Raw genomic sequence first — 13,062 nt, forward strand, 5'->3', positions numbered from 1 at the left:
GCTAGGACGCCATCGCGTCGTACAACCGCGCGATGTCGGCCGGTGCCACGTCGACCTGGCACTGCTGCCGCAAGGCCCGCAGCGGTTGTGCGATCCGCTGCAGGTCGGCCCATTCCTGCGGGTGGGCGACGAAGTAATTCCGGATGGCGGCCTCGCCTCCGGCTCCCTGCCCGCCGGCATTGGTCACGGCGTCGTTCGCGCCGGGATGGCTGCTCAGGTATTGGCCGGTCTGCGCGGAGACGGTGCCCAGCGCGCTGCTCAGTGCCGCTGCGGTGCACTGGGGCTGGGCGGCGGCCGTCGGCAGGGCGATGGTGGCGGCGGCGAGTCCCAGGAGAGCCCCGCCCACGACTGCGCCCCCGAATCCGCGGCGCACGGCGATGCCAGGTGTGTACATAATCGAACCCCTCGATCTTGGTGGTGACCTCTCCCCGACACCACTGGCCACGCTACGCCCAACGCGGCCCGCTTCTGGGCAGACGAGAAAATCCCCGGCACGCCAAACGGCGGCCGGGGATCTCTGCGGGGGTGTTCTGCGCGGTCTGCCTACAGCGGGATGTTCTTGTGACGGCCGCGACGGGCGGGTGCCTCAGCGAGCGCCTGGGTCAGCTTGCTGCGAGTGTGGGCCGGGTCGATCTTCTCGTCCACCACGCCGATCTCGATCGCGGAATCCACCCCGCCGGCGATGCGCTCGTGCTCGGCGGCCAGTTCCTCGTGCAGCGCCTCGCGGTCTTCGGGGGCGGCGGCGGCCAGCTTCTTCTTGTGCAGGATGCCGACGGCGGCCTTGGCACCCATGACCGCGACCTCGGCGTCCGGCCAGGCGAACACCTTCGTCGCACCCAACGACCGCGAGTTCATCGCGATGTAGGCGCCGCCGTAGATCTTGCGGGTGACCAGCGTGACGCGCGGGACGGTGGCCTCACCGAACGCGTGCAGCAGCTTGGCGCCGCGGCGCACCACGCCGCCCCATTCCTGGTCGACGCCGGGCAGGTACCCGGGCACGTCGACCACGACGACCAGCGGGATGCCGAACGCGTCGCACAGTCGCACGAAACGTGCTGCTTTCTCGGCGCTTTCGGAGTTCAGGCAGCCGCCGAGGCGCAGCGGGTTGTTGGCCAGCACGCCGACGGTGCGCCCGGACAGCCGGCCGAGACCGACCACCATCGACGGCGCCCACTTGCCCTGGAACTCCTCGAACGGCACACCGTCGTCGAGCAGCGCGGTGATCAGCGGGTGCACGTCGTAGGCGCGCCGTGCCGACGCCGGCAGCAGCGCCGCGAGGTCGCTGTCCTGGGCCTCGGCCTTGGTGCGGTCGAAATGACCCTGCTGGCAGAACAACCCGACGAGGCGGCGGCCGCGCTCGTAGGCGTCGAGCTCGTCGTTGGCGACGATGTGGCAGACACCGGACTTCTTGTGGTGCGCTTCGGGGCCGCCGAGCGAGACCATGTCGACGTCCTCGCCGGTCACGCTGCGCACCACGTCGGGCCCGGTGACGAAGACCTTGCTGTCGGGGGCCATCACGATGACGTCGGTCAGCGCGGGACCGTATGCGGCGCCGCCTGCGGCGAAGCCGACCACCACAGAGATCTGGGGGATGTAGCCGGAGGCCCGGATCATGGCCTCGAACACCAGGCCGACCGCGTGCAGTGCCTTTACGCCCTCGGCGAGGCGGGCACCGCCGGAGTGCCAGATCCCGATGATCGGGCTCTGCTCCTCGATCGCGGTGTCGTAGGCGTTGACGATGTGGCGGCAGCCCTCGACGCCCATGGCGCCACCCATCACGGTCCCGTCGGTGCAGAACGCGACGCTGCGCACGCCGTTGACCGTGCCTGCCGCGGCGAGAACGCCGGAGCGGTCGCGCTCGTGCAGCAGCTCGACGGTGCCGTCGTCGAAGAACGTCTTCAGCCGCAGCAGGGGGTCGCGCGGGTCGAGCGATTCGTCGACAGCCTCGGGGGCCATGATCGTCATCTAAATCCTCCTAGTGCCCGTTCCGATGTCAGCTGACTGTCGAGAAGCTGTGTGTGTCAGTACTTCCCGAAAGCGAGCGCGACGTTGTGCCCACCGAATCCGAACGAATTGTTGATGGCGTACTGGTAGTTACCGGGCCGGGGAGAGCCTGCGACCACGTCGAGGTCGATCTCCGGATCCAGGTTCTTCAGGTTGAGGGTGGGCGGGATGACGCCGTTCTTGAGCGCCAGCACCGTCAGGATCGATTCGACCGCGCCGACGGCGCCGACCGAGTGGCCGAGCGCACCCTTGGGCGCGTAGACCGCGGGCTTGTGGCCGCCCATCGCCCTGTTGATCGCCTTGCCCTCGGCGACGTCGCCGACACTGGTGCCGGTGGCGTGCGCGTTGACGTGGTCGATGTCGGACGGTTGCAGACCGGCCTGCTGGATGGCGCGGGTCATCGCCCATCCCGCCTGCTCACCGTTGGGGTCCGGCGCCACGATGTGGTAGCCGTCCGAGGTGACGCTCGCGCCCATGATGCGGGCGAGGATGTTCGCGCCCCGCGCCTTGGCGTGCTCCTCGGTTTCGATGACCATGAGCGCGCCGGCCTCGCCGAACACGAAGCCGTTGCGGTCCTTGTCGAATGGGCGGCAGGCGCCCGCCGGATCGTCGTTGGTGGTCGACAGCACGATCCGCATCTGCGCGAATCCGGCGATCGGCACGGCCTCGATCCGGGTCTCGACACCACCGCAGATCGCGATGTCGGCTTCGCCCAGCACGATGTTGCGCCATGCCTGGGCGATGCCTTCCGAACCGGAGGCGCAGGCCGAGACCGGGGTGATGACCCCGGCCCGGGCCTTGCGCTCCAGACCCACCGCGGCAGCGGCCGCGTTGGGCATGTACATCTGCACGGCCAGCGGAGAGACCGCCTTGAGCCCCTTGGCCCGCATGCCGTCGTAGCTGAACACGAGTTCCTCGGTGGAACCCATGCCGGTGCCGATCGACACCATCAGCCGGCGCGGATCGACCTCGGGATTTCCGGCGTTGTCCCAGACCCGCCGGCCCAGCACCGTCGACATCTTCTGCAGGTACGACAGCCGACGCAGCTCGACGCGCGTCAGCTCACTGTCGAAGTCCTCCAGCAGATGGCCACCGATCTTGACCGGCAGGTCGTACTCCTCGACGAACGGATCGTCGAGTCGGCGGATTCCGCTCTGGCCGTCGAGGAGACGCTGCCAGGTGGTCTCCGCGTCGGTAGCCAACGCGGTGGTCATGGCAACACCAGTGACCACCACGTTGGGGAAGCCGTTCCCCGTAGCCAACCGTGCCATTACTGCTCCGTTGATCCTTCCGTGGGCCGTGCGTTACTCAGTAACGACCGAACGCCAAGGCCACATTGTGGCCGCCGAACCCGAACGAGTTGTTGATGGCGTACTTGTAGTCGCCATACCGTGGCTCGCCCGCAACGACATCGAGATCGATCTCGGGATCCGGCGTCTCGTAGTTCAGTGTCGGCGGAATGACGCCGTCACGGAGGGCGAGCACCGTCAGGATCGACTCGAGCGCACCCACCGCGCCGATGGAGTGGCCGAGCGCCGACTTCGGCGCGTAGACCGCAGCGTGCTCCACACCGGCGGCACGGATGGCGTTGGCCTCGGCCGTGTCACCGATCGGGGTGGCGGTGGCGTGGGCGTTGACATGGTTGATGTCCTTGGGTTCGAGCCCCGCGGTCTCCATGGCACGCTTCATCGCCTGACCGGCACGCAGACCGTCGGCCGCCGGAGCGACCATGTGGAACGCATCGCTGGTGATACCCGCGCCCATCAGACGCGCCAGCGGCTTGGCCCCACGGGCCAAGGCATGCTCCTCGGTCTCGATGATCATCATCGCGCCGGCCTCACCGAACACGAAGCCGTCCCGGTTCTTGTCGAACGGGCGGGACGCGCCGGCGGGATCGTCATTGCGGGTCGACATGGCGCGCATCATCGAGAACGCCGCGATCGGCAGCGCCTCGATGCCGCCTTCCACGCCGCCGACGACGGCGAAGTCCGCGTCACCCATAACGATCTGGCGCCAACCGTGGGCGATCGCCTCGGACCCCGACGAGCACGCCGACACCGGGGTGATGACCCCGGCGCGGGCGCCCAGTTCGAGACCGGCGACGGCCGCCGCACCGTTGGGCATGATCATCTGCACTGCGAGCGGGGACACCTTGCGGGGTCCGCCCTCGTTCATCGCGTCGTAGGTCTCGACGATCTTCTCGCCGCCGCCCAGACCCGTGCCGATGATCACGGCGAACCGGTCCGGATCGACCTCGGGCTTACCCGCGGTCTCCCAGAGCCGGCCGGAGAGCAGCTTCGACATGCGCTGCACGTAGGACATACGACGCATGTCGATGCGGGTCATGTGGTCGTCGACGTTGTCGACCAGATGACCGCCGATCCGCACGGGCAGGTCCCACTTGGTGACGAACTCGTCCTCGAGAACGCGGATGCCGCTCTCGCCAGCCAGCAGGCCCTTCCACGTGCTCTCGATGTCCGCGGCGAGCGACGTGGTGGCCTCGACGGCGGTCACCACGACGCTCGGGAAACCGCCGTTAGCAGTGGAAGGCCTGGTCACTGCGAGAACTTATCGCGCAGCGCGGCGGCAGCCTCGGGGTTCTCTTCCTCGAGCTTCTGGATGTAGGCGACCACGTCGCCCACGGTGCGCAGACCGGCGAGGTCCTCGTCGGGGATCTTCACGCCGTACTTGTCCTCGGTCTGCACCGCGATCTCCACCATCGACAGCGAGTCGATGTCCAGGTCGTCGACGAACGACTTCTCCGGGGTGACCTCGGACGGCTCGATACCGGTGACCTCTTCGATGATCTCGGCGAGGCCGGCGATGATTTCTTCCTGAGTGGCGGGCACGGTGGCTCCTTCTATATGGGTGGTGAACACGCCTCCGCGAAAGCGGAGAACTTCTCGGATTCAACGATCGATATGCGGTTGTCCCGGCGGGTTACAGCGAGGTGAGCCCGTCCAGGTCAGCGGGGGACTTGACGGCGTGCGTCGGCACCCCCCGGAGTTCGCGTTTGGCGATGCCGACGAGTGTGCCCGCGGGCGGGAATTCCACGATCGCGGCATTCTCGGCGTTCTCGAAGCGCTGCCGCATCGTTGCGGTGCAGAGATCCCAGCGCACGGGTCGGGTCAGCTGGGCGACGAGCTTGTCGATCGCGTCCGCCGCCGAGGCTACCGGCTGTCCGTCGGCGTTCGACAGCAGCGTCGCGGTCGGCTCGGCGGTGGCCACGGCGCGCGCGGCGGCCTCGTAGCCCTCGAGCGCGGAGGCCATGTAGGCGGTGTGGAAGGCTCCCGCGGTGGCCAGCTTGCGGACGCGGGCCTTGGCCGGCGGATCCTCGGCGAGCTTGTCCAACGCGGACACCGCACCGGCCGCGACGATCTGGCCGGCGGCGTTGCGGTTGGCCGGCACCAGGTCGAGCGCCTCGAGACGGGCGAGCACCTCGGCCTCGTCACCGCCGAGGACGGCGGCCATGCCGGTCGGCTCCAGCGCGCAGGCCTTGGCCATCTCGGCGCCGCGGGTGGCGGCCAGCTTGATCGCGTCGTCGGCGGAGATGACGCCGGCGATGGCGTAGGCGGCGATCTCACCGACGGAGTGGCCGGCGACGACGACGTCGGTGCCGCCGAAGAGGGCGCGTCGGGCGGATTCCTCGTGGGCCAGCAGCGTCGCGGCCACGACGAGCGGCTGGGTCACCGCGGTGTCGGTGATCTCCTCGGCGTCGGCGGTGGTGCCCAGCCGGGCGAGGTCCAGGCCGCTGATCTGTGACCATGTCGCCAGGCGCTCGGCGGCGCCGGGAAGCTGCAGCCACGGCTCGAGCATCCCGGGCGTCTGAGAACCCTGGCCGGGCGCGAGCAGCGCGATCTGGGTATGCGATTGAGGCACGTCTCTAAGAGAACACTGTGAAGTCGACTTCGCGCCGTGTAAGAGATTATGAACCTCGTCTTATGTTTTTGTAGCTACTCCACAAAACGGCATGTGATGCGACTCCACCGAGACCGCCCCGCGACATGTCATACCGTCCGGTAGAAGATCGGACTGGGCGGCCGCACCGCCGGGACCTGCGCCGATGACCCCCCGGACCGGCTGGACTGGGCGATTTGGCGGTGGAGCCGGCCGACGGTCGAGGCCACCCGCAGGACGTACGCGTCGCGGGGCAGCGTGGGGTCGCGACCGGTGAAGTCGGCGATGCGTTTCAGCCGGTACCGCACGGTATTTGGATGAACGAACAATTGACGTGCACACGCCTCGATGGCGCCGCCGGCGTCCAGGTAGGCGTCGAGCGTCTCGCTCAGCGCCGGACCGGCGTCGCCCAGGGGGCGCATCACCTCCGCCTCCAGCGCCGCGATGGCGGTCGCGTCGCCGAGCAGGGCGCGTTCGGGCAGCAGTTCGCGGGCCGAGACCGGCCGCGGGGCACCGCTCCAGCCGGCCACCGCGTTCATCCCCGCGATGGCCTCGGTCGCGGACAAGTGGGCCGCCGACAGCGTCGGCGCGGTGGGCCCGACGACCACCGGCCCGTCGGCGAACACCGCCAGCAGCTCCTTGAGGAAGCGGTCGGTGGCCGACAGCGGACCGGAGACGATCGCCACCAGCCAGGTGCCGTGGACGTCGGACAGCGCCGCCCGGTCGTTGCGGGTCACCACATCGCGGACGTCGTCGGACGCCAGGTCGATGCGGTCGGGGTGGGGCAGCCCGACGATCACGGTGGCCGGCGCGGTGGCGTCCCAGTTGAGCGTGGCCGCCTGGGACTGCAGTTCCGGGCCGACGTCCCCGCGGACCACCGCGTCGACGACGTTGGCCTCCATCCGGGTATCCCACGCGCCGCGTGCCTCGGCCGCATCGGCGTAGGCCGAGGCCGCGGCGAACGCCAGGTCGCGGCTGTACCGCAGGATGCCCGCGGTCAGCGCCGTGACCTGTTCGTCGGAACGGGCCAGCAGCGGGACCGCCTCCTCGAAGAACTCCATCGTGGTGCGCACCATCTCCACCGTCTGGCGCAGCGCGATGCGGCGCGTCAGATCCTGCGGGACGACCTCGAAGGCCTGCGCGGTGTAGCTGACGTTGCTCTGCGGATTGCGCATCCACTCGACGAAGTTGACCACCGCCGTCTGCACCACCAAGTGCACGCTGGCGCGCTGGGAGGCCTCCAGCCCGGCGAAGAACGGCAACCGGTCCTGCATCGAGGCCACCGCTTCGGTGGCCAACCGCCCGGAGTACTGCTTCAACCGGCGCAGGACGGAGTCCGGCACCGTCTGCAGCACCTCGACCGTCGACGCCGGCGGGACGTACCGATTGTCAGGCATCCCTAAAAGCTACGCCAAGAATCTGGCGGAACTCTCCAAGCCCGCCCCCGGGGGATGCTCAGGCCACCCCCGGATCCGAGGTCTGCTCCGGCGCCGCCAGCACATCGTCGATCTCGTAGCGGCGGGCCGCCTCGACGGCCACCGAGATGTCGATGTTGCCGTCGCGGGCCAGCCCCTCGAGCACCGCCACCACGATCGATTCGGCGTCGGTGTTGAAGTAGCGGCGCGCGGCGGGCCGCGTGTCGGAGAACCCGAAGCCGTCGGTGCCCAGCGTGATGTAGGTGCCCGGCACCCACGGCCGGATCTGCTCGGGCACCGCCCTCATCCAGTCCGAGACCGCCACGACCGGTCCGGCCGCATCGGCCAGCGCCTGGGTGACGTACGGCGTGCCCGCCGGCTGGTCCGGGTGGCGCAGCAGTTGCTTCTCGACCGCGACACCGTCGCGGTTGAGCTCGTTCCAGCTGGTCACCGACCACACGTCGGCCGCGACGTCCCACTCCTCGGCCAGCAGTTCGGCCGCCTTGAGCGCTGAGGGCATCGCCACGCCGGACACCAGGATCTGCGCGGTGTTCGACTTCTTCTCCGCGGCGGCCCGGTACCGGTAGATCCCACGCAGCAGACCCTCGACGTCGAGGTCCTCCGGCTGTGCGGGCTGGACGTAGGGCTCGTTGTAGATGGTGATGTAGAAGTAGACGTTCTCCGGGTTCTCGCCGTACATCCGGTGCAGACCGCTCTCGATGATGTGCGCGATCTCGTAGGCGAACGCCGGGTCGTAGGCCACCACCGCCGGGTTGGTCGACGCCAGCAGCAGCGAGTGGCCGTCGGCGTGCTGCAGACCCTCACCGACCAGCGTGGTGCGCCCGGCCGTCGCACCCAGCACGAAGCCGCGCGCCATCTGATCGGCGGCCGCCCAGAAGCTGTCACCCGTGCGCTGGAACCCGAACATCGAATAGAAGATGTAGATCGGGATCATCGGCTCGTTGTGCGTGGCGTACGACGTGCCCGCGGCGATGAACGTGCCGACCGAACCGGCCTCGTTGATCCCCTCGTGCAGGATCTGGCCGACGTCGCTCTCCCGGTAGGCCAGCATCAGTTCGGCGTCGACGGAGGTGTACAGCTGCCCGTTGCGGTTGTAGATCTTGAGGTTCGGGAACCACGAGTCCATCCCGAACGTGCGGGCCTCGTCGGGGATGATCGGCACGATGCGGTGACCGATGTTCTTGTCGCGCAGGATCTCCTTGAACGTGCGGACCGTCGCCATCGTGGTGGCGACCTCCTGCTTGCCCGAACCCTTCTTGAGCGCCTTGTAGGCGTCGCTCGCCGGCAGGGTGAGCGCCCTGGACTTGGTGCGGCGTTCCGGCACGAAACCGCCCAGCGCCCGCCTGCGGTCGAGCATGTAGCGGATCTCGGGCGCCTCCGGCCCCGGGTGATAGTACGGGGGCAGGTAGGGGTTCTCCTCGAGGGCGCTGTCGCTGACCGGGATTCGCTGCGCGTCGCGGAAGTCCTTGAGATCCTGCAGCGCAAGCTTTTTCATCTGATGGGTGGCGTTGCGGCCCTCGAAGTGCTTGCCCAGCGTGTAGCCCTTGATGGTCTTGGCGAGGATGACCGTCGGCTGGCCCTTGTGCTCCATCGCGGCGCGGTAGGCCGCGTAGACCTTGCGGTAGTCGTGCCCGCCGCGCTTGAGGTTCCAGATCTCGGCGTCGGACATGTTCTGCACCAGCGCCTTGGTGCGCGGGTCGCGGCCGAAGAAGTGGTCGCGCACGTAGCCGCCGTCGTTGGCCTTGTAGGTCTGGTAGTCACCGTCGGGCGTGGTGTTCATCAGGTTGACCAACGCGCCGTCGCGGTCGGCGTGCAGCAGCGCATCCCACTCGCGGCCCCACACCACCTTGATGACGTTCCAGCCGGCGCCGCGGAAGAACGACTCCAGCTCCTGGATGATCTTGCCGTTGCCGCGCACCGGGCCGTCGAGGCGCTGCAGGTTGCAGTTGATGACGAACGTCAGGTTGTCCAGCGCCTCGTTGGCCGCCACCTGAATCAGGCCGCGGCTCTCCGGCTCGTCCATCTCACCGTCGCCGAGGAACGCCCACACGTGCTGATCGGAGGTGTCCTTGATGCCGCGGTCGTGCAGATAGTGGTTGAACCGGGCCTGGTAGATCGCGTTCATCGGGCCCAGGCCCATCGACACCGTGGGGAACTCCCAGAAGTCCGGCATCAGGCGCGGGTGCGGGTAGGACGGGATCCCGCCGCCCGGATGGCTGTGCTCCTGGCGGAAGCCGTCGAGCTGGTCGGCGGTCAGCCGGCCCTCGAGGTAGGCGCGGGCGTAGATGCCGGGGGAGGCGTGTCCCTGGATGAACACCTGGTCGCCGCCGCCGGAGTGGCTCTTGCCCCGGAAGAAGTGGTTGAAGCCGACCTCGTACAGCGCGGCCGAGGAGGCGTAGGTCGAAATGTGGCCGCCCACACCGACTCCCGGGCGCTGCGCGCGGTGCACCATGATCGCGGCGTTCCACCGGATCCATGCCCGGTAGCGGCGCTCGACGTCCTCGTCGCCGGGGAACCACGGCTCGAGTTCGGTCGGGATCGTGTTCACATAGTCGGTCGACGTGAGCGCGGGTATCGCCACCCGTTGCTCGCCGGAGCGCTCGAGCAACCGCAACAGCAGATAGCGGGCGCGAGCCGGGCCGGAACGTTCGAGCAGCTGGTCGAAGGACTCCAGCCACTCGCCGGTCTCATCCGGGTCGATATCGGGCAGATACGATGCAACACCCTCTCGAATCACCCGGACACGGTCGTGTTCGGCTGCAGTAGAGGAGTTTTGGGCCAGATCCTGGCGCACGAACTCGGTGGTCAACTTCCGCTCCTTGTCAGGCGGTATCGGTACGTCACACCCGTGGGGAGTTTGTGACCCCTCACGCGCGCGACACCTCCATCCTTCCCTCATCGCGTCGCGGCCGCACTGCTGGGGGTGGGTGTCCCAATGAACCCGCGATCCGGCCCGTGTACCGGTAACGTCTGCAGATCGTGCTGATCGGTGGACGGCGCCGGGGGAGGCGACTGCAGGCGGTTGCCCGGATCCTCGGCGCGCTGGCCGCGGCCGCCATGATCATCGTCGGCTGCACCTCCGTGACCTCGGGCAACGGCCAGGTCGACCGCGAGGCCGCGCCGGTCTACCGCGCCTCGGTGTCGGCCTCGATCGAGGAGTCGATCGCGCAGTCGAGCGCCCGGGAGTCCAAACGCCAGGAGTCGCTGACCACCGCGGCCATCCACACCTCGTGCGAGGACCTGAGCAGTTCCAGCGTGGACGCGATCAACGCGGTCAACGCCTACGTCGACGCGGTCAACGAGAACACCGCTGAGGTGGCGGCGCGTGCCGGACCGGCCGTCGACTCGCTCAACATCAGCGCCGACCTGGTCAGCACCGGGATCTCCGATGTGCTCTCACCCGAACTGCGCGATGCGCTGAACGCCTGGGTGGGGGCGGCCCGCGATGTCGCAGGCACGATCACCCGCGATGCCGGGCCCGACGAATTCAACGCCGCGGTGACCCGGCTGAACGATTCCAGGGAGGTCGCGCTCGAACTGTGCGACGCGTCATATTGACGAACCGGGGCAGCGGCCGCACGTAACCAGTGGGGCACGTGCAACGATAGGGCTCTACAGAATCTCGACTCGGGCACCTGGCCGGATGACGGACAGCGGGCAGAAGGAGGACCGACGGTGGTCGCGGCGGCAGACGCCCCGAACTACGCCCAACGACTGGGCATCGAAAACGATCAGGTTGTGCAGGAACTGGGCTGGGACGAGGACGTCGACGACGACATCCGGGCCGATATCGAGGACGCGTGCGGCGGTGAGCTGCTCGACGAGGACGCCGATGAGGTCATCGACGTCGTGCTGATGTGGTGGCGCGACGACGACGGTGACCTGGTGGACGCGCTGATGGACGCCATCACCCCGTTGGCCGACGACGGCGTGATCTGGGTGGTGACCCCGAAGACCGGCAAACCCGGGCACGTGCAGCCGGCGGACATCGCCGAGTCGGCGCCCACTGCGGGTCTGATGCAGACGTCGTCGGCGAATCTCGGTGACTGGATCGCCAGCCGGCTGGTGCAGCCCAAGTCGAAGGCCGCGGGGCGCAGGTGATCGAGGCAGGCGCCGAGGCGCCCGACTTCACGCTCAAGGACCAGAACGGTCAACCCGTCACGCTGAGCGGCTTTCGCGGCGAGAAGAACGTGTTGCTGGTGTTCTTCCCGCTCGCGTTCACCGGCATCTGCCAGGGTGAGCTCGACGAGATCCGGGACAACCTGCCCAGCTACGAGAACGACGACACGGTGACGCTGGCGATCTCCGTCGGCCCGCCGCCCACCCACAAGGTGTGGGCCACCCAGAGCGGGTTCACGTTCCCGGTGCTGTCGGACTTCTGGCCGCACGGCGCGGTCGCCCAGGCCTACGGGGTGTTCAACGCCGACGCGGGCATCGCCAACCGGGGCACCTTCGTGGTGGACCGGTCGGGCATCGTGCGGTTCTCGGAGATGAAGGGGCCCGGCGAGGCGCGCGATCAGGCGCTGTGGACCGACGCCCTGGCGGCGCTGCGCTCGCCCTGAGGCGATTTCCGCCTGCGGCGCGCCGCCAGGTAGCCTGCCCGGCAACGGGGCGTGTAGCTCAGTGGTAGAGCTCTGGTTTTACACACCAGCGGTCGGCGGTTCGATACCGTCCACGCCCACCATCGCTCGCGACCGGACCTACTGCGCCGCCGCGGACTGCTTCGTGCCGTACACCCGTTCCATCAGTGCGGTGTCGCCGTAGATCTCCACGCGTACGGTTTTGCCGTCGCGCACGGTGAACACATCGGCGTCCTTGCTCCGTTCACCGGCGACCGAGATGTCGGTCAACGCGATGACTGTGTCCCCGTCGGCGATCAGCCGTGTCGCCCGGACATCCAAGTCCTTCTCGGCCATCTTGGCCAGGTAGGCGCCGACCTCACCCTTGCCGTGATAGGTGCCGCTGATCGTGCTGTTGCCCGGATGCACCCATTCGACGTTGTCGTCGAAGAGGCTCATGACGGTCTCGATGTCGCCGGACGCGAAGGCGTCGTAACCCTTCTTGATGACCTCGATGTTCTGTTCCTGTTCCGACATGGCCGTACCCTTTCGTGCCTTCCCATGGAATGGCTGTGCTGGCCGGGCCGGATACAGGAGGCGGTCAGACCAACGCCGCCACGTCGATTGTCGACCTGTCGCGGCGACGACGGAAGGGTGCGGACCGCAGGTAATCGGTGTTATGAGCGCTTTCAATGAAGTTGTGCCGCAACGGCTGACGGGACGGCTAACGGGACGGCGGTGCGAAGAACTCGAGCGCCACCCCGTCCGGGTCACGGAAACTCAGCCCCGACCCGTAGGCGGCATCGACGATACCGCCGTGCGAGACGCCGAGCTCGTCGAGGCGGCCCACCCACTGCTCGAGTTCGGCCCGGTCGGCGCAGCCGAACCCGACATGGTCGAGGCCCGGCTCCAATTCGCTGAAATCCGTTTCGCCGGCGCGCCGGTCGTGCTGATGGATGCCGAACAGCGTGCCGTCGCCGAACGCCCACACCAGGTGGTGGAAACCGGCGTCGGTGTGCTCGTCGAGCACGGGTTCGGTGCCGAACAGTGCGCGGTACCACGGTCCGCTCACCTGAAGGTCACGCACCGTGACGGCGACGTGGTTGATTCCGTTGACGTTCATGGCTCCACCTTCGTCCCGTCATGGGGGTCGACTTCGAGAAAAC

At 68.3% G+C, this 13,062-nt stretch carries 13 protein-coding genes and 1 tRNA gene; 4 read left to right on the forward strand and 10 right to left on the reverse strand.

Going from position 1 to position 13,062, the window contains the following annotated elements; genetic code table 11:
- Position 1: 1 nt before the first annotated feature.
- The 8 genes from G6N30_RS04515 to aceE form a co-directional block, all read right to left on the reverse strand.
- Positions 2-346 (reverse strand): hemophore-related protein, encoded by a 345-nt coding sequence (locus tag G6N30_RS04515; protein WP_234880357.1) that lies wholly within the window; start codon positions 344-346, stop codon positions 2-4.
- A gap of 197 nt (positions 347-543) precedes the next feature.
- Positions 544-1,965, reverse strand: a complete 1,422-nt coding sequence (locus tag G6N30_RS04520) for an acyl-CoA carboxylase subunit beta (protein WP_134060689.1) — start codon at positions 1,963-1,965, stop codon at positions 544-546.
- A 56-nt stretch (positions 1,966-2,021) separates the two neighbouring features.
- Positions 2,022-3,275 (reverse strand): 3-oxoacyl-ACP synthase KasB, encoded by a 1,254-nt coding sequence (kasB, locus tag G6N30_RS04525; protein WP_134060688.1) that lies wholly within the window; start codon positions 3,273-3,275, stop codon positions 2,022-2,024.
- Between the two features lie 37 nt (positions 3,276-3,312).
- Positions 3,313-4,563, reverse strand: a complete 1,251-nt coding sequence (gene kasA / locus G6N30_RS04530) for a 3-oxoacyl-ACP synthase KasA (RefSeq protein ID WP_134060687.1) — start codon at positions 4,561-4,563, stop codon at positions 3,313-3,315.
- Positions 4,560-4,853 (reverse strand): meromycolate extension acyl carrier protein AcpM, encoded by a 294-nt coding sequence (acpM, locus tag G6N30_RS04535; RefSeq protein WP_011560748.1) that lies wholly within the window; start codon positions 4,851-4,853, stop codon positions 4,560-4,562. The genes kasA and acpM overlap by 4 nt, the downstream gene beginning before the upstream one ends.
- Before the next feature lie 91 nt (positions 4,854-4,944).
- A complete protein-coding gene (locus G6N30_RS04540; protein ID WP_134060686.1) occupies positions 4,945-5,883 on the reverse strand; it encodes an ACP S-malonyltransferase in 939 nt (312 codons plus the stop codon).
- 128 nt (positions 5,884-6,011) lie between these two features.
- The gene (locus G6N30_RS04545) at positions 6,012-7,298 is read right to left on the reverse strand and encodes a PucR family transcriptional regulator (RefSeq protein WP_134060685.1); all 1,287 of its coding nucleotides are present in this window, start codon (positions 7,296-7,298) and stop codon (positions 6,012-6,014) included.
- Positions 7,299-7,356: 58 nt separating this feature from the next.
- Complete coding sequence (gene aceE / locus G6N30_RS04550) at positions 7,357-10,146, reverse strand: pyruvate dehydrogenase (acetyl-transferring), homodimeric type (protein WP_134060684.1); 2,790 nt, start codon at positions 10,144-10,146, stop codon at positions 7,357-7,359.
- Between the two features lie 248 nt (positions 10,147-10,394).
- Between aceE and G6N30_RS04555 the strand changes: the two genes are divergently transcribed.
- The 4 genes from G6N30_RS04555 to G6N30_RS04570 all read left to right on the forward strand — a co-directional run bounded on the left by G6N30_RS04555 (position 10,395) and on the right by G6N30_RS04570 (position 12,021).
- Positions 10,395-10,895, forward strand: a complete 501-nt coding sequence (locus G6N30_RS04555; protein WP_134060736.1) for an Rv2240c family protein — start codon at positions 10,395-10,397, stop codon at positions 10,893-10,895.
- Positions 10,896-11,012: 117 nt separating this feature from the next.
- Positions 11,013-11,438 carry a DUF3052 domain-containing protein gene (locus tag G6N30_RS04560; RefSeq protein WP_134060683.1) on the forward strand — a complete coding sequence of 142 codons (426 nt, stop codon included), beginning with the start codon at positions 11,013-11,015 and terminating at the stop codon, positions 11,436-11,438.
- The gene (locus G6N30_RS04565; RefSeq protein ID WP_134060682.1) at positions 11,435-11,899 is read left to right on the forward strand and encodes a peroxiredoxin; all 465 of its coding nucleotides are present in this window, start codon (positions 11,435-11,437) and stop codon (positions 11,897-11,899) included. Before G6N30_RS04560 ends, G6N30_RS04565 begins: the two co-directional genes overlap by 4 nt.
- Positions 11,900-11,946: 47 nt before the next feature.
- Positions 11,947-12,021 (forward strand) — tRNA-Val (locus G6N30_RS04570).
- A 16-nt stretch (positions 12,022-12,037) separates the two neighbouring features.
- Here the strand turns inward: G6N30_RS04570 and G6N30_RS04575 are convergent.
- Complete coding sequence (locus G6N30_RS04575) at positions 12,038-12,433, reverse strand: nuclear transport factor 2 family protein (protein WP_134060681.1); 396 nt, start codon at positions 12,431-12,433, stop codon at positions 12,038-12,040.
- 187 nt (positions 12,434-12,620) lie between these two features.
- Positions 12,621-13,019, reverse strand: a complete 399-nt coding sequence (locus tag G6N30_RS04580; RefSeq protein ID WP_134060680.1) for a VOC family protein — start codon at positions 13,017-13,019, stop codon at positions 12,621-12,623.
- Positions 13,020-13,062 lie beyond the last annotated feature (43 nt).

It is taken from the genome of Mycolicibacterium litorale (genome assembly GCF_010731695.1).
GTDB lineage: Bacteria > Actinomycetota > Actinomycetes > Mycobacteriales > Mycobacteriaceae > Mycobacterium > Mycobacterium litorale.

What these genes read in the sequence shown, in the direction of transcription:
- G6N30_RS04520 (WP_134060689.1), bottom strand. Translation starts at nt 1,965, where the DNA reads ATGACGATCATGGCCCCCGAGGCTGTCGACGAATCGCTCGACCCGCGC.
- G6N30_RS04580 (WP_134060680.1), bottom strand. Translation starts at nt 13,019, where the DNA reads ATGAACGTCAACGGAATCAACCACGTCGCCGTCACGGTGCGTGACCTT.
- G6N30_RS04555 (WP_134060736.1), top strand. Translation starts at nt 10,395, where the DNA reads ATGATCATCGTCGGCTGCACCTCCGTGACCTCGGGCAACGGCCAGGTC.
- G6N30_RS04575 (WP_134060681.1), bottom strand. Translation starts at nt 12,433, where the DNA reads ATGTCGGAACAGGAACAGAACATCGAGGTCATCAAGAAGGGTTACGAC.
- G6N30_RS04545 (WP_134060685.1), bottom strand. Translation starts at nt 7,298, where the DNA reads ATGCCTGACAATCGGTACGTCCCGCCGGCGTCGACGGTCGAGGTGCTG.
- kasB (WP_134060688.1), bottom strand. Translation starts at nt 3,275, where the DNA reads ATGGCACGGTTGGCTACGGGGAACGGCTTCCCCAACGTGGTGGTCACT.